Raw genomic sequence first — 23,186 nt, 5'->3', positions numbered from 1 at the left:
TGTAGGGGCGGGTTTAGCCGTTTAATTTGACTATCTACCGATAACCTCAAAAGCCAAACCCGCCCTTCGCCACTATTTGAGCGTGTGTGTTACAGGACAAAATCAGATTACAGCGTTAACGATTGCGGATTAGTTTCAATCAACTTCGCCAAATCTTGTAGGAATGCTGCTGCATCAGCACCGTAAATAATCCGGTGATCACAGGTCATATTCACCTGCATTTGATTCCGCACCCCCATCATGCCATCCGTTGTCGCCACCACTTGCGGACGTGATGCGCCAATCGCCATGATTGCCCCTTGTCCCGGCGGTAAAATCGCATCAAAACGGTCAACGCCATACATCCCCAAATTCGAGATCGTAAACGTACCGGAACTATATTCCTCCGGTTGCAACTGCTTGCGTCGGGAGCGTTCAACCAAGCCTTTCCAGGTGCGAGACAAGGAATAAATATCCACCTCATCGGCTTTTTGTAGCGTTGGTGTAATCAATCCCCCATCTGCCATTGCCACAGCAACAGCCACATTGACGCCAGCATGATACTGAATCCCCTTTTCCGTATAACTGGCATTTATCTTTGGATGTTGTTTCAATGTCACAGCGACGGCTTTGGCTAATAGGGCAGTCATGGTTACGCCCTTAGGCTTAATTTGTTTATACAGCTTATCCAATTCATTAGTAGTGATGGTGTACCCCACCCGGAAGGATGGCACCTGAAGACTCGCCACCATATTCCGCACCACAGCATTTTGCAGGGTGTTGAAGGGAACCACTTCACCTTGGGGTATAGCTACAGGCGTGGTTGGTGTAGCTGTCGGTTGAGTCGCAGGCTCAGGCGTTGGCTGTTGCGGTGCAGCAGCAGGTTCGGGTTGGGGAGTTTTGCCAGCGGCGGCTTCCACATCTTCTGCCACAATGCGTCCGTGAGGACCACTACCTGTCAATGTATCGAGTTCAACCTTCAACTCTTTGGCTAATTTCTTCGCCCTAGGCGAGGCGACAGTGCGTCCATTACGGCGACTAGGGGTATCTTGCGCTTGGGAAGCGGCTGAGACAGTAGCAGGTTCAGATTTTTGCGTTTGTTCGGTTGGCGTTTGCTCGGTTGGCGCTTGATCAGGCGAAGTACTGGCTGAGTCTGAGGCGGAACTGGATTGGGAGGCTTGTTGTTTAGCCGTTTCAATTTCGTCAGGAGTTTCGGCTAGCAGGGCAATTGCCTCTCCGACAGGCACGGTTTCACCTGCGGGTACAGTAATGACGGCTAGATAGCCCTCATAGAAGGACTCCACATCCATATCCGCCTTGTCAGACTCAACCACTACCACGGTTTCGCCTTTTTCTATTTTGTCCCCTGGGGATTTTACCCAAGAGACAATTTTACCTTCGGTCATGGTGGAGCTAAGGGCGGGCATGAAAACTTCGTGGATCATGAGGTGGTATTCCCTATGAACTAGGCGTTAAATAACAATAGCATTTGCCAGATCGCATTTTAGCTTGATGACGGGTTCTCAAACTATAGAGGTCGAAAAGAGGGAACGGGGAATGGGGAACAGGGAACAGGGAACAGGGAACAGGGAACAGGAAATAGGGATTACCCACCCGCCCCTAAATCTGGGTGCTTCTCCATACCAACCTACAATAGAATTAGCCGCTTACATAGAAAGCTGATGGATTGGATGGTCAAATCGGGCAAAATTTCTTTGATGAGTCTCGCTAGTATGATACTCATGCTGACGGCTTGCACAAGCATCAGTAATCGCCCAGAAGCGACAGTTACAGCCGCTAATCCCTCACCTGACAAAACGATTTCCTCATCGACTGAGCCATCCCCCGATTCTCCCGGTAATTCAACTCCCCAGCAAAATTTTTCATCGCCTCAGACGCCAGCAGCTAACCGGGAAAACTATCGTTCCATTGATCTATCCCAACAAGCAGATCGGACGAGTTTAACCGGGAGTGATCCCAAGGCGATCGCACTCTCGGCGTTTGGTAGTAGCGACGCTGATACGGATTCAGCTACCGTGGATGTCTCCTATCCTCAACCGGATCAGGCAATTGTGATTCTGACTCAAACTGGATTAAAGGGTGATTCTGTGCAAGATATCCGATATCGCGTTGAGTTCCAGAAAAATCCCTCGGCTCAAGCTAATGAACAATGGCAGATGATTTGGGCAGGATCTCAGTTCAAATGTTATCCTGAGCGCGGTCATCAAGACTGGTCACCTGAACTTTGTTTGTGATACCAAATCCGCTTTGAAAACCCTTTTTTGTCATGGCGATTGAAATCGCTGCTACACAAACAAAGTCCGCCTGCGCGGACTGGGTTATATAGCACTACTGGCGTGACACAGCTAAAATTGTGGAATAGATTTGACGTTTAACCCTGAGCGAAGTCGAAGGGTTAAACCGGGCGCAAGGATGGTGCCCCTACAATTCTAATCCACCAAATAAGGTGTGCCACGACACTACGCTCTCAGGTTAGGACAAAATAAGAAAAATTTAAATCGCTCAATCCCTTGATGAGTCAGTGTTTTTCTTCACTATTGCCTATTGCCCATTGCCTATTCCCTATTGCCTCTCCCCACCACAAGACTTATTCAGCAAGCCCCACAATAGACAATTTATCGACATCCTAAGGATGCGCGAGTCTCTACTCCCGTTTTCGAGTTAACCCCACTGGCTCTAGTACAGAGATTTTGGACTTGTAAGCGATCTAAAACTGCATTGCTGAAGTCAGCACCCGTAATTTTAACGTCATTTAAGCGAGAACCTAACAAAATTGCTTCCTCTAGAACCGCATCACTTAAATCAGCCCCTTTGAAGTTAACCTTATAAGCAATGCTGTATGAAAAATCTGCACCCTGTAGATTTGCATCAGTCACCGTCGAATCACTAATCACCACACTGCGTAAATCGGTATTGCTTAAATTCGTTTGCGTCAGATTCATGTTAGATATCTCCAATTCCGCTAAATTTTGACCGGAGAAATCCATGGCACTTAGATCCGATACACCGTCATTAATAAGCTGTCGGGCAGAGGGATTAGCAGCTTGGGCGGATAGGGGAACGCAAACCAACACTAACGCCACAATTAGAGCGGCGAGTCCTTGAATAGACTTAATAATACTTTCTTTCATTGTAATTGTTGCCGAAAACATCCTTTCTGGCGTAGTTTACGCCAAATCTTAACCACATCGGTATAACTGATAGGGAATACCAATCCGGTAATGGTGACTCGGATCAAGGATACAGGTTTTTTGGTTCGCGATCGCAAGAGTTTGGGGATAGTCTCGCCGCTTCAAGCCAGGAGCGATTACCCATAGATTCAACGGAGACACAGAAGGTATGGCTAATTCCGATAACTGTTGCCAGACTCTATCATATCCCTGTTGGCGACTTAAAAAGGCTATTGTGCGATCGCCCTCCTGATTCCCACCCTCTGATACGTTCTCCAATGCCAAGGCAAAGCTCAATCCTAATCCTACATCCTGAAGATCGTGATATCCCATCACCATGATCAGGGGAACCGTGGGTTCAATTGTCATATTTTGCGCCACCTGCTGAGGATGATAGGGTTTGAGAAACACCAAATTCGCCCCAACACAAACTGTACTCACCAGAGAGATAGCTAAGGGTAAGATGATTTCCCATTTTGCCTGTACCCCAGCACCCCTAAGCCCAGATGCGCCATGGTTTACAGTTAAACTCGCTGCCAATAACGCACAAATCGCCGGATAATAGACAAAGTTATAACGGGGGACAATGGAGATATCCTTACCTAATCCGTAAATAATTGCCAGAAATTGCAGCAATACAGCCAAGGTAAACCCGAATAGCGTCAATGTAGCTAACTGGGTTGAAGGCTGACACAGCAATCGCTTCACTCCAACGCCTCCCCGCCAAATAATCCAACTCCCCAATCCCAACGTTAATCCTCCCATGGGTATCACCATCCACAAAGGTTGATTTTCCACGGGTAAAGCAATCACCATCAGGAACCAACCCACCAGTAATTGCAACAAAGGCGTAATACTATCCGGTGGCGGTAGCCAACTGGTTTCTGGACGCCCCACATCTGCCAAAAGCATACCCCACCACGGCAGATAACTGACTGCCATTCCCGCGATTACCAGCGCCACAGCACTCCAACTCCCGTCAGGTAAGCGCCGACGATACCCAATCATCCCAGAAATTAGGGTCAAAACTTGGGCAATGACAGCCAGAATAAAAAAGTAATGGACATAACAACCGATACTGTTTATCATTCCCCAACCGCACCATAGCCAAGGGGAAGGCATTTGCTGATGGTAAAGACGCTGCTGAATCAGGATTAATGCCAATAGTGCCAGAATAATCAGCAGCATCGGTAACGTGTAGTGACGCGCTTCCTGAGACAGGTAAACCGCAAAAGGAGACACCGCCATTAACGCGGCGGCGATTAATCCCGCGATTGGCGAAAAGATGAGACGATTGAGACAGTAGATTGCCGCGATCGCACCCACTCCGATTAAGGCGGGAAATGAACGCAACGCCCACGCTAACGGTTCGGTTCCCGTCAACCTTAGCCACGAATGCATTAAGCAAAAGAATAAGGGCGGATGAGTCGATTGTTGGGCAAGGGTTTGGGCAATATCTCGACAGCTAGCGTCGGGTTGAAGGGTGAAGAATTCCTGGAGCGTGGATAAGGGAAATACGACATCCAACGGTAAATCACTATACTCAAGTCCCAGACTAAAGAAAGCCGTGAGAACTTCATCCAGCCACAGGGGTTTTAAGTCAATATGCCAAAATCGGAGGGCGATTCCCAGGATAATGATTCCAGCAAGGGCGAAATAATGGAGAGTCAGTTTTTGGCGTAGGTGCATAGTATAGAGTTTCGCGCAAAAACCACTCTAGCGAGAATTGGGTTAATTTGAGCGATTGAAATCGCTGCTACACAAATGTATGCGAAGCCTTCCCGAAGGGTAGTGGACTGACACAGCTAAAATTGTGGAATAGATTTTATCATTGAATCGGGCGCAAGTCTTTGCGCCCCTACGGTTTCGGGGCGTAATTCTAATTCATCAAATAAGGTGTGCCACGCCAGTACTGGCGTGGCACAGCTAAAATAGGGCTTTGTTTGTAGTAAGCACTTTAGTGCTATAACGCCCTGAATCGTCAGGTATGGCACATAAATGTGTAGGGGCGGGTTTCACTACTATCTCTTCGGTTGCACCCAGATGCAACTAAACCCGCCCCGATTCCCAGGTTTCGTAATTTCCAGTGAAACGCCAGGGTTATAAGGGGGTAGCTAACCCGGATTTGTATAAGTCCTAGATTGATTAACATGGTGAGAGTAGACGGTAATTTGAGAGACAAAGAACTTGGACGGGTCTAGGTTTAATCTGATGGATTAAGCACTGTTACTTATCAGGATGTAATCGAACCTTGGAACAAGGATTAATCCCATTGAATAATAGGGCGATCCAATCAATTGAATGAACTCCAATTGTTTCTTTAAGTAAGCGGGTCGCCCCTATAGACTCTCACCGATGTTTATGATATAAAAATTTTCTGTGGAAGATTCTTTTCTAGTTCAGTCCGCGTAGGCGGACTTTGTTTGTGTAGCTGCGATTTCCAATCGCCCTTTCAACCCCTATGCACAATACCATCTTGAACACTCGCTCTACGATAACCCCTTGAGGGTAAATGTTTCAGATCAAATTCCTCACCATTTTCTCGTTTCCAAATCTTGTAATCAGAAAATGTGAGCGGGGTTTGGGGTTCACAATCTTCTGGGATATGATCGGCTGACACAAAATACACTGCACCCTCTCCCATAACCTGAGCGATACCATCCCGGTTAACCACCAGCGAGGTTCCCTCATCAATCCCTATCCCCAAGACACTATCCGTAATTCCATCCCGAAGTTGACGCGCCATAAATGTCATCAATCGACCCATGCGATCGCGATCGCTAAAATGGGTATCTATAATCGTACCCTTCATCAGCGACCAGTTGAACAAGTCATAACTAAACAGAATATCTTCGTAGGGATCATCTAGGGCATACTCACTATCAACCGCATCCGAACAGGCGTTGTAAATAAAATCACTTTGAATCATCGCCCCAGCACTGGTTCCCCCAATCCCACCGCCCTTAGCACCAACGGATTTAATCGCGTCTGCTGTCGCCGTATGCTTAAAATTTCGGGTATAGTCGCACTGATCGCCACCTGCAAAAAATAACACCTCAGCTTGGCGAATCGTATCCGCCACATCTGGAGAATTAGCATCATCCCGACTACCGATAACCAAGGTTTCCACCGAATCCACCCCATTCATCGCCAGAATCGGTTCATTATAGCCAGCCGAACCCGATGAGCGAATCACAACCACGTCAACCGTAGCCGAACAGTCAGTGCAACCTCTCGCCTGATTAATCATCCACTGAATCGCTTCATCCACATCAGCCCCCCCGCCGCCTAAGTCAAAAGCAATACCTGCGGGAACATTGACATCCGTCGAATTGCCATCAAAATAGCGGATAACCTTGGCAGATGCTGGTGCAACCCACAGCGATAAGCACACCAATACTATTGACACCAGCTTGATGACTTTAGCAAGGGGCAAACCGGAGGTAGATTTAAAAGGACGAGAACCCATAGAATTATTGGAAGATAAACCCCGATATCAATAATGGCACGAGTAAAAGGGCAGATATAACCGCCACAACCGTGACTGGATCTACATTGATAACGTTTTTTTCAGGTTTATTGCTCATCGAACACCCTCCCAAATTGACTAAATATTGCTTTGCCACCCGGCTGGGTAAACTGCTGTCCTTATCTTACTGCCAAGTGGGTGATCAAGATGACAGATGATGGATAAAACCGTTTTGGTGAAGAGAGCCAACATAGTACTGGCGTGGCACACCCTATTTGATGAATTAGAATTATGCCCGGAAACCGTAGGGGCGCACAGACGTGCGCCCGATTCAATGGTAAAATCTATTCCACAATTTTAGCTGTGTCAGTCCAGTACGTTGGTTGGTCTTGTAGGGGCGAGTTTCACGGCTCACATTTTTTTCAGCCCTAATGCAACTAAACCCGCCCCGATCAAGGTGCGAGGATTCTCTAACCAATCACCAATGACGCATGACGCATGACTAATAGGGGTCTTGCTGGATAGAAGCGTCTCTATGTATCCTACTGATGGAACGGTTTGTCAATAAAAGGTTTTGTCATGGCTAACTCAAAAAACGTCCTGGGTACAGAACTAGAAACCTGTTGCACATCTCCCATGACCGGATTTTACCGGGATGGCAAATGCAATACTGGAGGCGGTGACTTTGGCGCTCACGTTGTTTGCGCTCAAGTTACCGAAGAGTTTCTGGAATTTACCAAACAGCGCGGGAATGACTTGAGTACACCCGTTCCCGGATTTAACTTCCCTGGTTTAAAACCAGGCGATCGCTGGTGTCTATGTGCGTCTCGTTGGCAAGAAGCCCTAGAAGCGGGTGCTGCACCTCCTGTGGTTTTGTCTGCTACTCATGCATCGGCGTTAGAATATGTTTCCTTAAGTGAACTTAAACAACATGCTCTTGATGCTCAAGGTGCCTAAAAACGTGTGGAATTTTTAATCCAAACGTATTTGAGAGTTTGTGATGTTAGTGCGTTACGCTGATAAATGGTGCGTTACGCTTCGCTAACGCACCCTACAATTAACTCATGACTTATGACTTATCAGGTTTGGAGTTTTGTACAGATGAAAGAACCGGATTAGAATTCGTATCCACATTGTCTAAAGCGGGTTTTAAAATCTGCCAAGCTTGTTGCGCTTCAGGTAAAAATTGATCCCGTGCGGCTTTCGCTTCGGCAAATTTGATTAACGTTTTGGCAAAACTCTTATCTGTCGCCTGCTGCATTTGTTCGGGAGTCAGGGGTTCGGGGCTAAAGAGTGCCTCAATTACCGGACGTAACTCCAACGCCTGCTGCTGTATCTCTTCTAAGCTAACTCGTAAGCTGGCTAAATTCGCGATCGCCTTCACCGCTTGAATAATTTCCGGTTCATCTTCTGGCGATTCAATCGCCGAAGGGGGACCAACCACAATTAAATCTTCACTGCTTAACCCATCGGCAAAACTATTCGCATCTAAGCTGGTATCCTCTGGGTCATCCATCCGGCGTTCAATTTCTTCCAGCGCCTTTTTGCGACTGCGATCGCTATCCGTTCTGCCGCTGACTTCGATAAATAAACCCAGTTCCTTTAAATGTTTGGTTGTATACTGAATCGTCGATTTCGTCATAATCTTTATCAATAGAGAATTAAATATAAACTACAATAAAATGCTGTATTTTTAAAGAAAAACTAACGGCTTATCCTTCAACGGTGCAAACGCCTCAGCATCAAAGCGGTATAAAGACGCTGGACGCCCTGCCCCCCGTGAGGCTTTGAGACCCGTATCGGCTAAAAAACCCAACTTCAACAAACGGGTGCGGAAGTTAGAATAATCCGAGAAATTTTCGCCTAAAACAGTAGTATAGAGTTGATATAAATCACTCAGCGTAAAAACATCGGGTAATACGTCAAACGCGACAGGACTATACTCTAACTTATTCCGCAAACGCTGATATCCATACTCAATAATTTTGCCATGATCGAAAGCTAGGGGAGGGATCTGCTTAACCGGATACCAAGCCATACCGTTAACCCCCTCAGCAATAAACTGTGCTTCTTCAAACCGAACTAGGGCAAAGTAGCTAACCGATAAATAACGAACACCAAAGCTTTTCGGAGATTCCCTGGGATCACGATGCGGACCACCAAAGGTGTAGAGTTGTTCTAAGTAGAGATTATTGACCCGAATTTTTTCTACCAGAACTCGATGGGCAGCATCTTCTAGGGATTCTCCCTGGCGCACCAGCGTTCCTGGCAAACTCCACTGACCGGAAAAAGGGTCATCCCGGCGCATGATTAATAGCACCAAGACGCGGTTTTGTTGAGTATCAACAGAAAAAATAACAGTGTCAACACTGACCTTGAAGTCAGCTAACGCTGGTTGGTTGATCGGTTTGATGCCGCGTTCTGACATGGTTATCCAAAACTTTAACGTTTTGAACTTAAAAAAGTGATAGTCCCCATAAAAGTATAGCGAAGAACGTCCCTGTTCCAGCATCAGGGTTACTCAAGCATACAATTTTTCGCGATTGATATAGTCTTCAACAGAAGGGGTTATGACATCGGGGTCTCCTTTTTCACGATAGGCGGTGGAGGACACTCCTGGGACATCCAAATCCGCGATCGCTACCTGAGTGCCAAGCTGCCTTAATCGTTCTACACCTGTCTCGTCTATGTCATAACCGGGACGCGGTACAACCAGCAACTGCACCTGACTGAGTAATTCTTCAATCCGATACCAACGGGGTATCTGATGGACTAAATCCGAACCCACTACGAGAGTATAGTCAACCCCATCCCCCCAAATTTCCTTGGCTTTGGCTAACGTTTCTAGGGTTCTACTACGACTCAACTCCTCATGTACGCCAATATTATTATGCGGTGTTTCAATTTCAGAAATTAACACCTCTAACATTCGCTTACGGTGTTCTAGGGAGGTTTGGTGAGACTTAAACGGATTATCTGACGCCCAGACAGCGACTTTATCGTAATGGTTGGACAACCATTCGAGAATGGTTTGATGGGCTGCGGTGGGTGGATCAGCACTGGTTCCGAATAAGGCAATAGTGGTCATATCAAGTCCGTTAGCATCATCATGATATAGAGGATACAGATACAGGGGTGGGTATGATTGCTTTATCCTGACGATGGGAGGCATTAAACTGGTATTCGCCAAAAGTGCGGAATCGCACTATTTCAAGAGGCGTTCTAGTCGTTTATATACATCATCATCGTTACGCTTACCAACCAAGATGACTTCAACCAAATCCTGATTCGGATTGAACCGATATACGATTCGGTACTCACCGCTATCCACCCGATAATAACCTGGATAACCGGATAGCTGTTTGACCTAAAAGCATATCTTCTAATTCTTCCAGGCGCTTGAGTAGTCGCTGGTAGGTCTGTGCAGACATAATCACATGGCTAGGTTGAGATTGCTGCGTCACCACAACAGGCTCAATAGCGGCTTGCTCAAACACTTCACTGTGGCGATCGCGGGCATCTATGAGAGTATAACTATGCATAGCTAGATTTAAGGTTCACGACTATTGGCATTCTGTCTTAATTGTAGATGACTATCATCACCGTTCTATTCGGCTGAAGGGAGTAGACAGCTAGGGAGGATGTCAAGAATTAGACATCAGCGGCTTCTTGCTCTAATCGTTTTTCCGTTTGTTGAGTAAGCTGTTTTAATGTATCCGAAATCTCTACTTGTAGGGGTTGGGGATCGTCAAGTTGGCGGATTGGATCAGGAATCATTGCCACAGTCGCCGCTGTACGTTTTTTGATGTCTGCTAATGGTTCCGGTGGGTTTAAGCGTTTACCTGCTTGAACCATGAGTTGCAACAAGGGCTGTTCGTTGGCTTGAGGAGATTCAGATACCATTGCCAGCCGATCTTTGCTAATTTTCCCGTCAACAAAATTACGGAAAACTTGTTTGCGTCCAGGATAAGTTTCTTTACTACTCGACTGTTTCATAGTAGGAATACCATCCAGTTCCACCAGTTTATACACCCCATTAACTGGCTTACCTGTAACTAATCGCGTACCGACACCATAGCCGCCAATAATACCGCCAGCCTGTTTAATTTTGGCAATTTCCCATTCATCCATATCACCACTGGCAAAGATTTTCGCTTCTGGTAACAGCGAGTTCACTTGTTTAGACAGATCAGCAATATCTCCCGAATCTAAGCGCACCCCTGCAACGTTCATCTGATTGGATTTAACCTGTTCTGCCAGACGTTGCGCCGCCGCTACTGTATCATAAGTATCAATTAACAGAGGTGCCGTGGGAAAATAGCGTTGAAATGCACTAAATGCCTCATCCTCATTCCCCGATACAGCAGCAATTGCCATCACCAGAGAATGTGCCATTGTGCCACTGGGTTTTTGGTTTAACTTCAGTGCAGCGACCACATTTGAGGTAGAATCAAATCCAGCGGCTAATGCTGCCCGTGCTGCCCAGATTGCGCCTTGAGGACTAAACGCACGGCGGGTACCAAATTCCAACAGCTTGGCATCCTCTCCCGCAACATCTCGCATCCGCGCTGCCCGCGTTGCGATTAGGGTTTGGTAATTAATTGTATTCAGGATATAGGTTTCAACAAGTTGGGCTTGCCACAAAGGGGCTTCGACGCGCAGCAGAGGTTCATTGGCAAATACGGCAGTTCCTTCGGGTACAGCCCAAACATCGCCAGCAAATCCTCCTGACTTGAGGACTGACCAAAAGCGTTCTGGGACGTGATCAAACTGCCCTGTTGCCTGCAACGCCTCTATATGGGATTCGGAGAATTGAAGCTTTTCCAGATAATCTAACGCCTGTGCTAATCCCATAGCAATTAAATAGCCAAAGCCGTTAGGCAAACGTCGCACGAATAACTCAAAGCTGGCGCGTCGATTCTCTAACCCTTCACCCACATAGCAAGCTGCCATGGTCAGTTCATAGAGATCGGTTAATAGGCTGTAATCGGCTGGAGTGAGAGTGAGTTGCTGATCTTCCTGTGGCATAAGTTTCAAAAGAGTATTGTTCAGCGTTGATTGTTCATTGTTGATTGTTCATCGTTGATTGTTATGAACCATGAACAAATCAGACGTATAGCGCGTAGCGCTAGGCAATAGGCAATAGGCAATAGGCTCAATTGTAGTAGCAAGCCCCCAAATAGCCCTATACCTTCTGAATTAAATTTGGCATCGGAGCAATTTTTTGGCACGAATACTTCGTCCTCAAAAATTACGCCTTAAAGGTCAAAATCGGTCGTAAACGCGCCACTACACTTACCATCTCTGCCTTAACTTGTGCCTCAATGACGGGCTGAATGGGCTTATAAGCCACAGGTGCTTCTTCAATCCGCCGTTCTTCCCGCAGGGTAATGCAATCAACACCTGTTAACCCCAAGGTTTCCTCACTATAACCCGCCCCACGACGACTCAGTTCAAAGCGCGATCGCAATCGTCCTGCGCCATGAGATGCACTCCAGAGAAAGGCGGGATTTCCTTTACCAACGACTAGATAAGAGGGTGTCCCCATTGAACCTGGAATAATCACAGGCTGTTCGGCATAAGCCGGACAAGCGCCTTTGCGAGTTATCCACCGATGAATTTGAGCGGATTCCTGTTGAGGCAATGTAATATTATGGGGCAAATCATAAACCAAGGGGGCTTCTATATCCCCATAAACCTGCCGTAAGCGCAACCGTAACAGTTCCGCTAACACAAGCCGATTCACAAAACCATAGTTAGCGGCGGTTGCTTGGGCTTGCAAATAATCCTGCACCAACTCAGGGTTCCGGTGAACCGACAGAGAAAACAGCCGAGACTCCGGATAAGGGTGTCCTTGTAACCAAACCGCTTGAGTACGGGTTCGCCACAGTCCCCCAATAAATTTACCCACATTCCGGGAACCAGAATGCACCATAAATGCCAATTGTCCCTCTCGCACTCCCCAAGCAAACGCCCTTGCCCGATCTTCAATCGTCTCAACCACCTGAATTTCCACAAAATGATTGCCACCGCCAATTGTCCCCAATCCCCCATCTCGCACCCATCCCGCCTCGGGAACGAGTTCCTCTGGTGCCCAGCGTATTGACCCATTTAGGGAACCACCTAAGTAAACGCGATCGCATTCAGCCGCTAACTGATCCAGTTGTGAGTTGACGAAACTACCCGTTGGCGCATCCAGCATCCCATCCAGCCAACCTGGAATCCCATGTTCAAATAAAGCCCGACTGGTTTTGGCTGTCATCGTGACATCACGAGTACCCAAAAAGTAATCCCCTTTGATCAACTCAACCAAGCGATCGCGTTTGTTTAAAAAGTCATCAATCGATAAATCCGCCAGATGTAATCGCATCCCACAGTTGATATCAGAACCAACGGCGGCGGGAATAATCATCCCTTCCGTTTCCACGACTGAACCGATAGCGACTCCGGCATCACCGGGGTGAAAATCCGGCGTAGCGCAAACCTGACAAACATGACCCCCCGATGGATGGCGAATGTTTGCCAGATTCGCCAACTGTTTAAACGCTTTCGCTTCCACTGGAAACCCTTGTGGCAGTAAAATCTCTGCCACAGGTGTATCGGGGGAATTTTGGAGACGTACAGAGTAGATCGGATGGTTGTAGTGAACATCCAACCCCTGTCGAGACAATGCCCGCAGGAGTCGGCGCAAATTTTTCGGCTGCATAAGTATACCTAACAAGTCAAAACGACTTGCCTGAATCAATGTGGAGCATGTGGCAGACTTCGGTGCAGCAGCCGCAGTTAAGCCTGCTTGTGCCATTATACGATCAGGCGTTTAAGTTTGATGAACTCTCGTCGCGAATGTCAGGGTTTCCTGGCATGAGGGCAACAAATCATTACAGAATGTCAAGGATGTAAACAAAAATTTATACAAATCGCGAATAAGCGGGCATTTGACTGAACCTTGGGAAAAGTATTGCAAACATAATCAAATAAATGTTGCAGAATACTGTTTTTTTGTGGTGCATCGCTCATAATTAACAAGTGAATTGCATACCAATACACCAATTTAAATCTGACTGAGTTTTACTCGATTAGGAGGACAAGATTATGAATATTTCCAAACTCTTTGCAGAAATGACCCAATATATATCAGAAGCGGTTGTCAGAATTTTCGGTCCCAGTGATGATGCTTATCCCTCGACAGGTGTACAACCTTTCACTGGTGAACCTTTCCACGAACCCAGAAGAGCGGATTGGTAACCTCTGATAACAATCGGTAAAAAAATCGGTTTGGTAATTGTTCATGGGTTCATTCCAAAAATTAAGTTGGTGAAGTGGTTAAACCTATCTTCACCAACTTTTATTTAGGTATTTTTTATATATAAAGGAATTTGATTGGATAAGCTGACTACTCGGTGTCTACTACCTTCGACCGCTCTGATGGAGAGTTTCGTCTCCCGTTGGTAGTAACAAAGTGAAGGAAGCGACAAAAACTTCACACCACCTTAGCTCAGCAATTGTGCTGCACCGTTCGCACATCTGACGTCGCTCTCCTTCGATGTGCAAAAAATAGACCACAGCGGAAAAACGTCCAATCCGGTGCAATTCCTTTGTTATTTCTCATAGTAGCGGCTAAACCCTTTCAGGTTATCGACCGTTAGGTATAAAGAACAACAATTTGCTATCCATCTAAAAGGGTATGATAATCGGTTCTACAAAGAAAGCTGACGCAATTGATGCTGCTGTTGATTAAACTGTTGTTGTTCTAGCGTTAACAGCTTGTACTCAATGGGAGGACGCATATCCCACTGAGTTTCGGCAAACATCAGTAGAGAGGCGGTCATCACGATACCCGTGGTGAGAAACTGCCAGCCTCCAACATAGTTTAAAAGTGCAATACCCAGTAAATGAATGATACCTGCTAAGGTAAAGGCACGCGATCGCATCCCTATTCCTGTCCCGATGTAACCCACGGCGCACAATCCCAACCATAGAGGACAAAGGCGAAGCAACAGATGTCCCCAACCCAGGAATATACTCAAATCGGTGAGGATCACACCACCTACCATGAGGACTCCCCAGAAATACAGTAACCAATTGAGACGTTCGACTTTTACCCAAAAGTTAGTGAGTACCACCATCGCTGCGGTGCCAATTAAGGTAAGTCCTGACCAAAGTCCGGCTTGGAGTTTCCAGCTAATCGGCAAAAACTGGGCGGTGATGAAAATCATCGCACAAATTAGACCCCAGAACAGGAATACCTGGTCAATACGGGTATAAAAGGCAGATAGCAGTGTCTTGTGTCCGAGTTGCCAATGCAGGCGTAACAATCCTTGACGGTCTTGGTAGTCGAGTGCGTGCTGTTTGGTACGAATAATTGGCTCTGTGGGATTGAAGAAGTTCATGCTGTATCGACGTTTGGCAAGAAAGTGCTGTAGAAGGTGATCGGTCTAGAGGATGATTTTTAACTATGTTAACAATATATTACGAAATGTGTAGATTATGATCCTCGGTGGGGCGGGTTTAGTCACATCCGGGTGAAAAGAGACGATAGTGGTGAAACCCGCCCCTACACAATCAAACCAGAGGAAACAGTTGATGAAGGTAAAACGCCAAAGCAGCACTGGCTAAAGGTACCGTAAGATTATCCAAGCCCCACTTCGAGAACAGTTCTAAAGCGGTAGCCCCTAACGCTACAGCTATAGGCACTAACCAGGTTTGCCACACATTACCCTGGACACTCAATAAAATTAACCAACTGACCCCATAGCTGATCAGAGTCATCGTCAGAGAACCTTCCCAGCTTTTTGTCATCCCCCAAATTTGGTACTTATGCTGCCCAAATCGCTGACCAATCAGTCCCGCTAGCCCATCTCCCCAAGTCATGACTAAAATGCCAATAGCGGCATAGTGGAATTGATCAGGCGACCAAAACCAAGCGATGAGGATGCCGATACTCACCGCATAGAAGAACGTGCCAAAACTTCTACGTCCCACACTGTTGATACCGGGCAGAAATGGCACATAATACGACGAAAGTGCGATCGCGCTAGCGATAATGGATGCCGCTATACCCACCCAGGCGGGAATTTGTAACCACCAAGCCACCAAAATCACATTGCCCGTGCCGATGTGAACCACTTTGCGGGCTAATTCTGAACTCGTAGAAGTTCGACGATGGAGTGTCTCAGCGGATAGCACAATCACACCTAGCCCCAGTGCCACAATACTAATGTGGAGCCATAACGCCGGAATGGATTCAAACCAAGGTAATGAGTCAAGCAAGAGTTAACCCGAATAACACAGCAGTGCCTTATAACACTCTATTACAAGATGAAAATTTTATTAATTTGGCTGATTCGAGCCTACAGAACCTTTATTTCCCCTATCTTCCCGCCAACCTGTCGATTTCATCCAACCTGTTCAACCTATGCCCTACAAGCTATTGAACGCTTTGGCGTGTGGCGTGGAAGTTACCTAGCACTACGGCGCATCTTACGCTGTCATCCATTTCATCCGGGCGGTTATGATCCGATTCCGGACGCAACTCCCAAGGATGAGAGGGGAGCTGGGGGAGCAATGTAGAGACGCAGCATGCTACGTCTGGGAGCTGGGGGAGCCGATCTGTAGGGGCAGGTTTTACCCATAACGTTTTAGCTCAAACTGATAACTTATAGCAGTAGACACATCGATTAGGACTTTCGGCACCATTGTAGAGACTAAGCATGCCTAGTCTCTACTCGCGCCCGCCCAGTTGTAGAGGTGAATTTTACAGATCTCGCCAAGAGAGATAAATTCCGCTAAATCGCGTATTAAGATTCATTGCTATTGCTGAGGAAATTACGTAAGTAGAAATACACAATAGTAGTTAAGCACATACGACTTATCTAAGGACTTGCGTCATAGAGTTATCTAAGCAGTATCTCCGTGTCTAAGCGTAAGTCCTTTTTCTTTGTGCTTTCTAAACCTTGATCCTAGTTAACCATAGTTGAGCTGAGCGCACCCTGATAGTCCGCATTCTTGAATAAGTTTAACATTTGTTTACAAAAATATACAAACTTCTCCGTGATTCTACGGTAATACAGATGAACTAGCTAGCAAAGTTCCGGAAATATACGGATTATTTTGCTCTGTGAGTTGGATATGTTCAAAGAGGAAACACTGTATTCTTTAGCCCCTGAGCGCTTGTTCTGACGGTCAGGGGATTTCTTGTAGGTGTTTTGAGTCATTAGTCGAATGGCAGTGCTAGAAAACAAAGGACTAATGACCAAAGGCAAAGAACCATGAAACCCTATTACCAGATTCCGATTCGAGACTGGGGAGAACCCTTAGTTCCCATACCCTTGGAGCGGTTCGCCGTGGATTCCCCTCATGCTTATGAAAAACTGGGCGCTCCTTACGGGGAGACGTCTCCCTATCATTTGCGCCAGACGGTGTTAGAGGCATTAATCACAGCTCAACATTACCTACAACAACAATGTCCGGGTTGGCGTATCCTGATTTTTGATGCCTATCGTCCGGTGGCGGTTCAGGAATTTATGGTCAACCATACCTTTGCAGAAGTGGTGCGATCGCAAAACCTCAACCCAGCGACTCTATCGGAATCAGAACGCCAGCAAATCTGGCAGCAAGTGTATAAAATCTGGGCATTACCGAGTCCTGATCCATTGACCCCACCGCCTCATAGTACAGGTGCGGCTGTGGATATTACGCTCGTTAATCATCAGGGTGAGGTGATTGACATGGGTTCAGCGATTGACGAACTCTCAGCCCGATCTCATCCCGATTATTACGCCCAAGCGTTGCAACTCCCCTATCATGCCCATCGGCAATTGTTACGGGATATTATGCAAAAGGCAGGATTTCAGCGTCATCCAGGGGAATGGTGGCACTTCTGCTGCGGCGATCAGATGTGGGCGTGGTTGTGCCATCAACAGCACCCAACCCAAAGGTTTATCGCTCGTTATGGTCGAGTGGCTGGTGAATCAGGGAATTAAACCGATATTCTGGGTAAAGACGATTTTTTTGTCTGTCGATCACTCCCATCTGAACAGGTTATGGTTGCACCGAAACAAGTCTATGTTCTCTTATTCAATGCTCGTACTGAAAACGAGGGAATTCACACCCTACAAATCAGCGATCGCAATGTGGTATTGATGTTTGAGTCAGAGGATGACGCAATCCGTTTTGGCGGGATGCTGGAAGCCCAAGATTTCCCCAGTCCCTCTGTGGAAGCGCTGGAGGTTGAAGAAATTGAAGAATTCTGCCAAAGTGCGGGCTATGAGTGTCAGCTTGTTGAAACTGGGATGTTGGCATTACCGCCGGAAACAAATGTGGAAAAAACGGATTGGCAACCCGATGCTGCGCCCACTCAAGAACCAGAGATGTCTGATCTGGATCGAATTCGCCGTCAGCTCGAGGGATTGTTGTAAGCGGAACTATAGTGAAATAAATAAATGAAAAAGTTGGAGGAACGGGGTTATCTGTTAACCGAACAGGCGAACCCTCAGAGTCAGAATCTCGATCAACTCACCTCGCTAGAGTTAGTGGATTTGTTTAATCGCGAGGATGAGCAAACCATTCGGGCGATCGCTGCCGTTAGAACTCAACTAGCACAAGCCATTGAGCGCACAGCAAACGCCCTGAAACAAGGGGGGCGTCTCTTTTATGTGGGTGCAGGAACCAGCGGACGCTTAGGAGTACTGGATGCGGCTGAATGTCCTCCCACCTTTTGTACACCTCCCGAACTGGTGCAAGGGATTATCGCTGGTGGCGCTGGGGCGTTAATCCGGAGTTCGGAAAACTTGGAAGATCGCCAAGAAGATGGCAGTGACGCGATCGCCCATCGTCAGGTGACGGAATTGGATGTGGTGGTGGGGATTACCGCTGGTGGGACAACACCCTATGTACGCGGGGCGCTGCAAGCCGCACGACAACGCGGCGCTATGACAATTTTGCTTGCCTGTGTCCCTGCTGAACAAGTCAGTTATGAGGTCGATTTAGATATTCGCTTACTCGTCGGTCCAGAAATTCTCGCGGGTTCAACGCGCTTAAAAGCTGGAACCGTAACCAAAATGGTATTGAATATCCTATCTACGGGTGTGATGGTGCAACTGGGCAAAGTCTACGGCAATCGCATGGTCGATGTCGCTGTTACCAATAAAAAACTCCATGACCGTGCCTTACGCATTCTCCAAGACCTGACTGACCTGAGTCGAGATGAAGCCGGGTTTTTACTCGAGAGCAGTGGACGGCGGGTGAAACTGGCGCTACTGATGCATTGGACAGGAGAGGATGCCCTAGTCTGCGATCGCCTGTTGAGTCAACAGCAAGGCAATCTCAGACAAGCGTTACTCAGCTATCAGAAAAGTGGGGAGTGATTTGTTAACAGTGACTTTCCGCAGCATCCCCACTCAGCTACAGTAGAACTATTGGCTTTTGCTGCTACAAGTTTGATTAAACATGTTCAACGGATCAGAGACGACTGCAACAGTTTTACTTCTCCTTGTCGCCCTTGGTGTCATCGGTTGGGGATATAGGCGTGCCAGAACTTACGGCAGACTCGGCATCCTCGCCTGGTTGCAGTCCCTGGTGTTGACGGTTCCCTGGCTGATATTTTTCGTCCTATTGGCTGCTGGCATTTATCTAAATATTGTGGGTATCTTATTTTTATTGGTGGTTTCAACCGGGATCTATATTTTCCTGGGCAAACGGTTGCGGGAAGAAGGTCAAGATGCCGTCTTGCACAAGCGTGCCAATCCGTTACTTCAGGAGAAATCAGAGACCAGCGACAGTCAAAATATGTCGCCGCCAGAAGATATCTCAGCACCAACGTCCCCATCACCCAATAGTAGTGGTCCGGCGGGGACTGAAGTGATACCCATTTCGCCCGACGATCTGAAAACTATTCAGGGAATTTTTGGTATTGATACATTCTTTGCCACAGAAACCATTCCCTATCAGGAAGGGGTGATATTTAAGGGGAATCTGCGCGGCGGTGAGCCTGAGGCAGTGCATTCCCGTTTATCTGCTAGTTTAGAACAACGGTTGGATGATCGCTACCGACTCTTTTTAGTTGAAGATCCCGAAGGGAAACCTGTGGTGATTGTTCTCCCCAGTAGCAATGATCCGCAACCGCTAACGATTCCCCAGAAAATTTTGGCAGGGGTGTTGCTTGTCGCTACCGTTGTCACTAGCTTAGAAGCTGCCGGATTTTTGCTCAATTTTGATTTGTTTACCGCACCTGAACGGGTGAAGGAAACCTTACCTCTAGGTGTAGGGATTTGCACCGTTTTGGCAGTGCATGAATTGGGTCATTGGTGGGCAGCACGGCGTCATCAGGTGCGCCTGAGTTTCCCATTTTTTATTCCCAGTTTACAAATCGGTTCCTTTGGGGCGATTACCCGTTTTGAATCGTTGGTGCCTAACCGTAAAGCCTTGTTTGACATTTCCTTAGCTGGACCGGCGGCGGGTGGGATCGCGTCTGTGTTACTGCTACTATTGGGCTTAGTTTTGTCTCATCAGGGCAGTACCTTTCAGGTTCCGGCTCAATTTTTCCAAGGTTCGGTTTTGGTTGGTGGGTTAGCCCGGATTATTTTGGGCAATTCTCTGCAAGCACCCCTTGTTGATGTTCATCCCTTAACCATTATGGGTTGGCTGGGGTTAGTGATTAGTGCGTTGAATTTAATGCCAGCCGGACAGTTAGATGGAGGGCGGGTTGTGCAAGCTATCTATGGACGCAAAACGGCTCGTCGCACGACAATTGCCACGTTGATTATCTTGGGAATTGTGGCGTTAGCGAATCCCTCGAATCCATTGATTTTGTATTGGGCAATTATCATTTTGTTTTTGCAGCGTTCTTTGGAACGTCCGAGTCTCAATGAAATTACGGAACCGGATGATACGAGAGCCATTTTAGGCTTAGTGGCGCTGTTTTTAATGGTGGCAACGTTGATTCCTTTCACGCCAGCGTTAGCGGTGCGTTTGGGTATTGGTAGTTAAGAGGTGTACTGGTGTGGCACACCTTATTTGATGAAACTGACACAGCTAAAATTGTGGAATAGATTTGACGTTTAAACCGGGCGCAAGCCTTGCGCCCCTACAATTCTAATCTACCATTTTAGGTGTGCCACGACAGTAGGGTGCGTTAGCTAAAAGCGTAACGCACCTTCTCAATTGCCGATGGGATGTCCACGAATTCCTAACCTCAAGAGCGATCACATTTTGTTTGATTTATTGACAGGAGTGCAATGGCGAAGCGCCCATGCCCGATTAAATCGGGCGCACGTCTGTGCGCCCCTACGGTTGATGGGTATGTGGCTAATCCACCAAATATTGATAAACTATCGCACTTCTTTATATTCTGTATATAAAATATTAGCCAGGTTTTCTTGGCTGCGATCGCGCCTTTTTGTGATCAGGATCAACCCTTAGATGGCAAACCCGACTGGCTGATTGAAAGAGAGTTTCCCTAACCCAAGCACCCTAAGTAGTAGGACAAAAGTAAACGGCACGCTGATTAACTTTTATAACATTACGCGATCGCTCCTGCCAAACTGATAATCTACTTTTTGTTCCCAAAGAGCTACAATTGCAGCCATGGCAATCGAAATTGAACGAAAATTTTTAGTTAAAGGCGACCAATGGCGCACCCTGGGTCAAGGAACGCTCTATCGTCAAGGTTATATTGCTACCCAAAACCTAACGACGGTGCGCGTGCGTTTAGTTGGAGATCAGGGCTATCTGACGATTAAAGGGAAAACCGAGAATTTTTCTAGAGTCGAGTACGAGTATCCGATTCCTGGATCAGATGCTCAAGAAATGCTAGAAACATTGTGCGATCGCCCTTTAATTGAAAAGACACGCTATCGGATAGAGTGTCAGGGTTTGGTCTGGGAAGTGGATGAGTTTATCGGTGAGAATGAAGGATTGATTTTTGCCGAAGTCGAACTAACGGACGAAAATCAAATTTTAGAGTTACCGGATTGGATTGGTCAAGAAGTGACGGGAGATGCTAACTATTACAATGCGAATTTAGTTCGCCATCCATTTAAACAATGGTCATAAGATTGTAGAGACGTTGCATGCAACGTCTCTACAATCACGCCCGCCCTTTTATCCCTGTTCCCTGTTCCCTGTTCCCTGTTCCCTCGCCTAACTAAACTGCTGTATGTATTCTGCCGTTATTTCCGGCTTTTCTAGGTGCGGGACATGACCACAGTCATCAATCCATAGTAGTTGAGAATTAGGAATAGCCGCTTCAAACTTGTGAGCATATTTTGTTCCCAAAATTCGGTCATCTTTTCCCCATAAAATCAACGTTGGTTGCTGAATTTTGCTCAGTTTTTGGGCAATGGGCGGATATCCTCCACTTTTAGTAAATGAAATTAATGCCCGATGCCATCCCGGCATGTCTAGATGCAGCGCCGCACACAGTAAGGCATCGGCAGAAACGAATGTCGGATCAAAATAAGCATTTTTACTAATCTTTTCCCGTACCTGGGGACGCCGCAGAAACTCAACCGCCCAATAATCCAAGGGTGGAAACAGGAATTTGCCAATGGGCGGGGGACTGGTGAAACCTGCACTATCCAGCAATACCAGCTTTTCCACCGCTTGGGAATAGGTGAGAGTAAAATCAATCGCTGCTGTCCCTCCCATCGACGCCCCAACCAGAATGACAGGAACTTGAATCAGGGTTTTCCAGAAATAGTAAAGATGAGTGGTAATGGCGCTGGCGTTAAATGTGATCTGAGATATCCGATTCGTAAAGCCAAATCCCAATAAATCTACCGCCCATGTTTCCTGGTATTCAGCTAATTTGGGAAACAGGCGGCGGAATTCAAAGATGGAACTATCAAAACCATGTAATAACAGGATGGGTGTTCCCCCTTTTCCCTGGTGGACATAGGTTGTGGCAATGGGTTGGGGGTTCAGGGGTGTGAGAATATCTTGGCGTGTGATCGCCTGAGCCAAGTCAATTGAGGTAGACTCAGTAAGCTGCTGAATTTGGGCGGGAAGGAAATTGGCAAACATGAAGTGACAGTGAGTTTTGACCCAACGCTAGGCTCAAGCAGGGTTTACAAACAATTACTAGCGATTATATCAAGTCCGGTTCAACCTGTTCGCGGGAGTCTGAGGTTTCAACCCTTTAGAGGGATTCGCGTTTTTGAGTGCGGTGATGCCCAAATCTTGGGGATTCTTTCTTTATCAGGAGGCGAATCCTTTACTTTGTTCGAGGATATGATTTTACCGATATAATTTTGCTAACTTATGCTCGTGTTTTTATGTAATCCAAGTCGCTTGACGGCTTCTCTCAAAGGAATATCGCCCATGTAATTAAATGTAAGCCAATATGAGCATATAGTATCATATTAGCTTTCTGTTATCAACCTTGAGGGCGAACGATGGGACTCGAACCCACGAATGGTGGAACCACAATCCACTGCCTTAACCTCTTGGCTACGCTCGCCATACAGTTTTTTAGTATAGCATCAAGTCGGTGAGTTACACCAGTATTTATTGGCAATTTACCTGGAACCCTACTGTTAGAGGGAATAGTC

Annotated in this window: 22 protein-coding genes, 1 tRNA gene and 1 pseudogene; 9 read left to right on the top strand and 15 right to left on the bottom strand. The window is 46.8% G+C overall.

All coding sequences use genetic code 11. From position 1 onward, the window contains the following. Positions 1–107: 107 nt before the first annotated feature. A complete protein-coding gene (locus RIE73_RS03810; protein WP_446399919.1) occupies positions 108–1,424 on the bottom strand; it encodes a dihydrolipoamide acetyltransferase family protein in 1,317 nt (438 codons plus the stop codon). Positions 1,425–1,697: 273 nt separating this feature from the next. Between RIE73_RS03810 and RIE73_RS03805 the strand changes: the two genes are divergently transcribed. Further along, positions 1,698–2,234: a hypothetical protein gene (locus RIE73_RS03805; protein ID WP_446399918.1), complete on the top strand. Its 537-nt coding sequence runs from the start codon at positions 1,698–1,700 to the stop codon at positions 2,232–2,234. Between the two features lie 381 nt (positions 2,235–2,615). Here the strand turns inward: RIE73_RS03805 and RIE73_RS03800 are convergent, their stop codons facing one another. The 3 genes from RIE73_RS03800 to RIE73_RS03790 form a co-directional block, all read right to left on the bottom strand. After that, the gene (locus tag RIE73_RS03800) at positions 2,616–3,131 is read right to left on the bottom strand and encodes a pentapeptide repeat-containing protein (RefSeq protein WP_446399917.1); all 516 of its coding nucleotides are present in this window, start codon (positions 3,129–3,131) and stop codon (positions 2,616–2,618) included. Positions 3,132–3,179: 48 nt separating this feature from the next. After that, positions 3,180–4,859: a glycosyltransferase family 39 protein gene (locus RIE73_RS03795; protein WP_446399916.1), complete on the bottom strand. Its 1,680-nt coding sequence runs from the start codon at positions 4,857–4,859 to the stop codon at positions 3,180–3,182. 763 nt (positions 4,860–5,622) lie between these two features. After that, positions 5,623–6,639 (bottom strand): cyanophycinase, encoded by a 1,017-nt coding sequence (locus tag RIE73_RS03790; protein ID WP_446399915.1) that lies wholly within the window; start codon positions 6,637–6,639, stop codon positions 5,623–5,625. A 579-nt stretch (positions 6,640–7,218) separates the two neighbouring features. Between RIE73_RS03790 and RIE73_RS03785 the strand changes: the two genes are divergently transcribed. Continuing rightward, positions 7,219–7,596 carry a DUF2237 family protein gene (locus RIE73_RS03785; RefSeq protein ID WP_446399914.1) on the top strand — a complete coding sequence of 126 codons (378 nt, stop codon included), beginning with the start codon at positions 7,219–7,221 and terminating at the stop codon, positions 7,594–7,596. A 112-nt stretch (positions 7,597–7,708) separates the two neighbouring features. On the opposite strand, the gene RIE73_RS03780 is transcribed toward RIE73_RS03785, so the two are convergent. From RIE73_RS03780 to RIE73_RS03750, 7 genes and pseudogenes are all read right to left on the bottom strand, one after another. Beyond that, positions 7,709–8,281 carry a hypothetical protein gene (locus tag RIE73_RS03780; protein WP_446399913.1) on the bottom strand — a complete coding sequence of 191 codons (573 nt, stop codon included), beginning with the start codon at positions 8,279–8,281 and terminating at the stop codon, positions 7,709–7,711. Positions 8,282–8,332: 51 nt separating this feature from the next. Then, positions 8,333–9,067 carry an NUDIX hydrolase gene (locus RIE73_RS03775; protein WP_446399962.1) on the bottom strand — a complete coding sequence of 245 codons (735 nt, stop codon included), beginning with the start codon at positions 9,065–9,067 and terminating at the stop codon, positions 8,333–8,335. A 93-nt stretch (positions 9,068–9,160) separates the two neighbouring features. Beyond that, positions 9,161–9,727, bottom strand: coding sequence for a nicotinate-nucleotide adenylyltransferase (locus RIE73_RS03770; protein ID WP_446399912.1), 567 nt, complete (start codon positions 9,725–9,727; stop codon positions 9,161–9,163). 117 nt (positions 9,728–9,844) lie between these two features. After that, positions 9,845–10,003, bottom strand: a pseudogene (locus RIE73_RS03765) (type II toxin-antitoxin system RelE family toxin); the annotation flags it as partial. Next, the gene (locus RIE73_RS03760) at positions 9,963–10,181 is read right to left on the bottom strand and encodes a type II toxin-antitoxin system Phd/YefM family antitoxin (protein WP_446399911.1); all 219 of its coding nucleotides are present in this window, start codon (positions 10,179–10,181) and stop codon (positions 9,963–9,965) included. The gene RIE73_RS03760 and the pseudogene RIE73_RS03765, both read right to left, overlap by 41 nt. Before the next feature lie 109 nt (positions 10,182–10,290). Further along, positions 10,291–11,667: a nicotinate phosphoribosyltransferase gene (locus RIE73_RS03755; RefSeq protein ID WP_446399961.1), complete on the bottom strand. Its 1,377-nt coding sequence runs from the start codon at positions 11,665–11,667 to the stop codon at positions 10,291–10,293. Between the two features lie 223 nt (positions 11,668–11,890). Continuing rightward, complete coding sequence (locus RIE73_RS03750) at positions 11,891–13,345, bottom strand: RtcB family protein (protein ID WP_446399960.1); 1,455 nt, start codon at positions 13,343–13,345, stop codon at positions 11,891–11,893. 386 nt (positions 13,346–13,731) lie between these two features. On the opposite strand from RIE73_RS03750, the gene RIE73_RS03745 reads away from it, so the two are divergent. Next, positions 13,732–13,884, top strand: coding sequence for a hypothetical protein (locus tag RIE73_RS03745; protein WP_446399910.1), 153 nt, complete (start codon positions 13,732–13,734; stop codon positions 13,882–13,884). Between the two features lie 452 nt (positions 13,885–14,336). On the opposite strand, the gene RIE73_RS03740 is transcribed toward RIE73_RS03745, so the two are convergent. Together RIE73_RS03740 and RIE73_RS03735 are read right to left on the bottom strand one after the other, a co-directional pair. Beyond that, complete coding sequence (locus tag RIE73_RS03740) at positions 14,337–15,029, bottom strand: hypothetical protein (RefSeq protein ID WP_446399909.1); 693 nt, start codon at positions 15,027–15,029, stop codon at positions 14,337–14,339. Between the two features lie 172 nt (positions 15,030–15,201). Beyond that, positions 15,202–15,909 carry a diacylglycerol/polyprenol kinase family protein gene (locus tag RIE73_RS03735; protein WP_446399908.1) on the bottom strand — a complete coding sequence of 236 codons (708 nt, stop codon included), beginning with the start codon at positions 15,907–15,909 and terminating at the stop codon, positions 15,202–15,204. A gap of 48 nt (positions 15,910–15,957) precedes the next feature. Here RIE73_RS03735 and yidD point away from each other — a divergent pair, with 48 nt between their 5' ends. The 6 genes from yidD to RIE73_RS03705 all read left to right on the top strand — a co-directional run bounded on the left by yidD (position 15,958) and on the right by RIE73_RS03705 (position 21,690). Next, on the top strand, positions 15,958–16,209 hold the full coding sequence (gene yidD, locus RIE73_RS03730) for a membrane protein insertion efficiency factor YidD (protein WP_446399907.1): 252 nt from the start codon (positions 15,958–15,960) through the stop codon (positions 16,207–16,209). A gap of 698 nt (positions 16,210–16,907) precedes the next feature. Next, a complete protein-coding gene (locus RIE73_RS03725; protein WP_446399906.1) occupies positions 16,908–17,621 on the top strand; it encodes a M15 family metallopeptidase in 714 nt (237 codons plus the stop codon). A 60-nt stretch (positions 17,622–17,681) separates the two neighbouring features. Beyond that, a complete protein-coding gene (locus RIE73_RS03720) occupies positions 17,682–18,056 on the top strand; it encodes a DUF3110 domain-containing protein (protein WP_446399905.1) in 375 nt (124 codons plus the stop codon). A gap of 24 nt (positions 18,057–18,080) precedes the next feature. Then, a complete protein-coding gene (murQ, locus tag RIE73_RS03715; protein WP_446399904.1) occupies positions 18,081–19,004 on the top strand; it encodes an N-acetylmuramic acid 6-phosphate etherase in 924 nt (307 codons plus the stop codon). Between the two features lie 82 nt (positions 19,005–19,086). Beyond that, entirely contained in the window at positions 19,087–20,625 is a 1,539-nt protein-coding gene (locus tag RIE73_RS03710) for a site-2 protease family protein (protein ID WP_446399903.1), read from the top strand. A 597-nt stretch (positions 20,626–21,222) separates the two neighbouring features. Continuing rightward, the gene (locus tag RIE73_RS03705) at positions 21,223–21,690 is read left to right on the top strand and encodes a CYTH domain-containing protein (protein WP_446399902.1); all 468 of its coding nucleotides are present in this window, start codon (positions 21,223–21,225) and stop codon (positions 21,688–21,690) included. Between the two features lie 87 nt (positions 21,691–21,777). Here the strand turns inward: RIE73_RS03705 and RIE73_RS03700 are convergent, their stop codons facing one another. Further along, positions 21,778–22,659, bottom strand: a complete 882-nt coding sequence (locus RIE73_RS03700) for an alpha/beta fold hydrolase (protein ID WP_446399901.1) — start codon at positions 22,657–22,659, stop codon at positions 21,778–21,780. 363 nt (positions 22,660–23,022) lie between these two features. Further along, positions 23,023–23,095: transfer RNA gene (locus tag RIE73_RS03695), tRNA-His, on the bottom strand. Positions 23,096–23,186 lie beyond the last annotated feature (91 nt).

The organism is Coleofasciculus sp. C1-SOL-03 (assembly GCF_040220555.1).
In the GTDB taxonomy this organism is placed as follows: domain Bacteria; phylum Cyanobacteriota; class Cyanobacteriia; order Cyanobacteriales; family Coleofasciculaceae; genus Coleofasciculus.
The sequence above is the reverse complement of the archived record's forward strand: the minus strand, read 5'-3'. Positions and strand labels throughout refer to the sequence as shown.

Excerpts from the sequence above, each read along its gene's own strand:
- RIE73_RS03760 (WP_446399911.1), bottom strand. The coding sequence starts at position 10,181 with ATGCATAGTTATACTCTCATAGATGCCCGCGATCGCCACAGTGAAGTG.
- RIE73_RS03780 (WP_446399913.1), bottom strand. The coding sequence starts at position 8,281 with ATGACGAAATCGACGATTCAGTATACAACCAAACATTTAAAGGAACTG.
- RIE73_RS03790 (WP_446399915.1), bottom strand. The coding sequence starts at position 6,639 with ATGGGTTCTCGTCCTTTTAAATCTACCTCCGGTTTGCCCCTTGCTAAA.
- RIE73_RS03720 (WP_446399905.1), top strand. The coding sequence starts at position 17,682 with ATGGTTGCACCGAAACAAGTCTATGTTCTCTTATTCAATGCTCGTACT.
- RIE73_RS03795 (WP_446399916.1), bottom strand. The coding sequence starts at position 4,859 with ATGCACCTACGCCAAAAACTGACTCTCCATTATTTCGCCCTTGCTGGA.
- yidD (WP_446399907.1), top strand. The coding sequence starts at position 15,958 with ATGAAAATTTTATTAATTTGGCTGATTCGAGCCTACAGAACCTTTATT.
- RIE73_RS03700 (WP_446399901.1), bottom strand. The coding sequence starts at position 22,659 with ATGTTTGCCAATTTCCTTCCCGCCCAAATTCAGCAGCTTACTGAGTCT.
- RIE73_RS03785 (WP_446399914.1), top strand. The coding sequence starts at position 7,219 with ATGGCTAACTCAAAAAACGTCCTGGGTACAGAACTAGAAACCTGTTGC.
- RIE73_RS03805 (WP_446399918.1), top strand. The coding sequence starts at position 1,698 with ATGAGTCTCGCTAGTATGATACTCATGCTGACGGCTTGCACAAGCATC.
- RIE73_RS03745 (WP_446399910.1), top strand. The coding sequence starts at position 13,732 with ATGAATATTTCCAAACTCTTTGCAGAAATGACCCAATATATATCAGAA.
- RIE73_RS03750 (WP_446399960.1), bottom strand. The coding sequence starts at position 13,345 with ATGCAGCCGAAAAATTTGCGCCGACTCCTGCGGGCATTGTCTCGACAG.
- murQ (WP_446399904.1), top strand. The coding sequence starts at position 18,081 with ATGAAAAAGTTGGAGGAACGGGGTTATCTGTTAACCGAACAGGCGAAC.
- RIE73_RS03770 (WP_446399912.1), bottom strand. The coding sequence starts at position 9,727 with ATGACCACTATTGCCTTATTCGGAACCAGTGCTGATCCACCCACCGCA.
- RIE73_RS03705 (WP_446399902.1), top strand. The coding sequence starts at position 21,223 with ATGGCAATCGAAATTGAACGAAAATTTTTAGTTAAAGGCGACCAATGG.
- RIE73_RS03725 (WP_446399906.1), top strand. The coding sequence starts at position 16,908 with ATGAAACCCTATTACCAGATTCCGATTCGAGACTGGGGAGAACCCTTA.
- RIE73_RS03800 (WP_446399917.1), bottom strand. The coding sequence starts at position 3,131 with ATGAAAGAAAGTATTATTAAGTCTATTCAAGGACTCGCCGCTCTAATT.
- RIE73_RS03810 (WP_446399919.1), bottom strand. The coding sequence starts at position 1,424 with ATGATCCACGAAGTTTTCATGCCCGCCCTTAGCTCCACCATGACCGAA.
- RIE73_RS03775 (WP_446399962.1), bottom strand. The coding sequence starts at position 9,067 with ATGTCAGAACGCGGCATCAAACCGATCAACCAACCAGCGTTAGCTGAC.
- RIE73_RS03755 (WP_446399961.1), bottom strand. The coding sequence starts at position 11,667 with ATGCCACAGGAAGATCAGCAACTCACTCTCACTCCAGCCGATTACAGC.
- RIE73_RS03710 (WP_446399903.1), top strand. The coding sequence starts at position 19,087 with ATGTTCAACGGATCAGAGACGACTGCAACAGTTTTACTTCTCCTTGTC.
- RIE73_RS03740 (WP_446399909.1), bottom strand. The coding sequence starts at position 15,029 with ATGAACTTCTTCAATCCCACAGAGCCAATTATTCGTACCAAACAGCAC.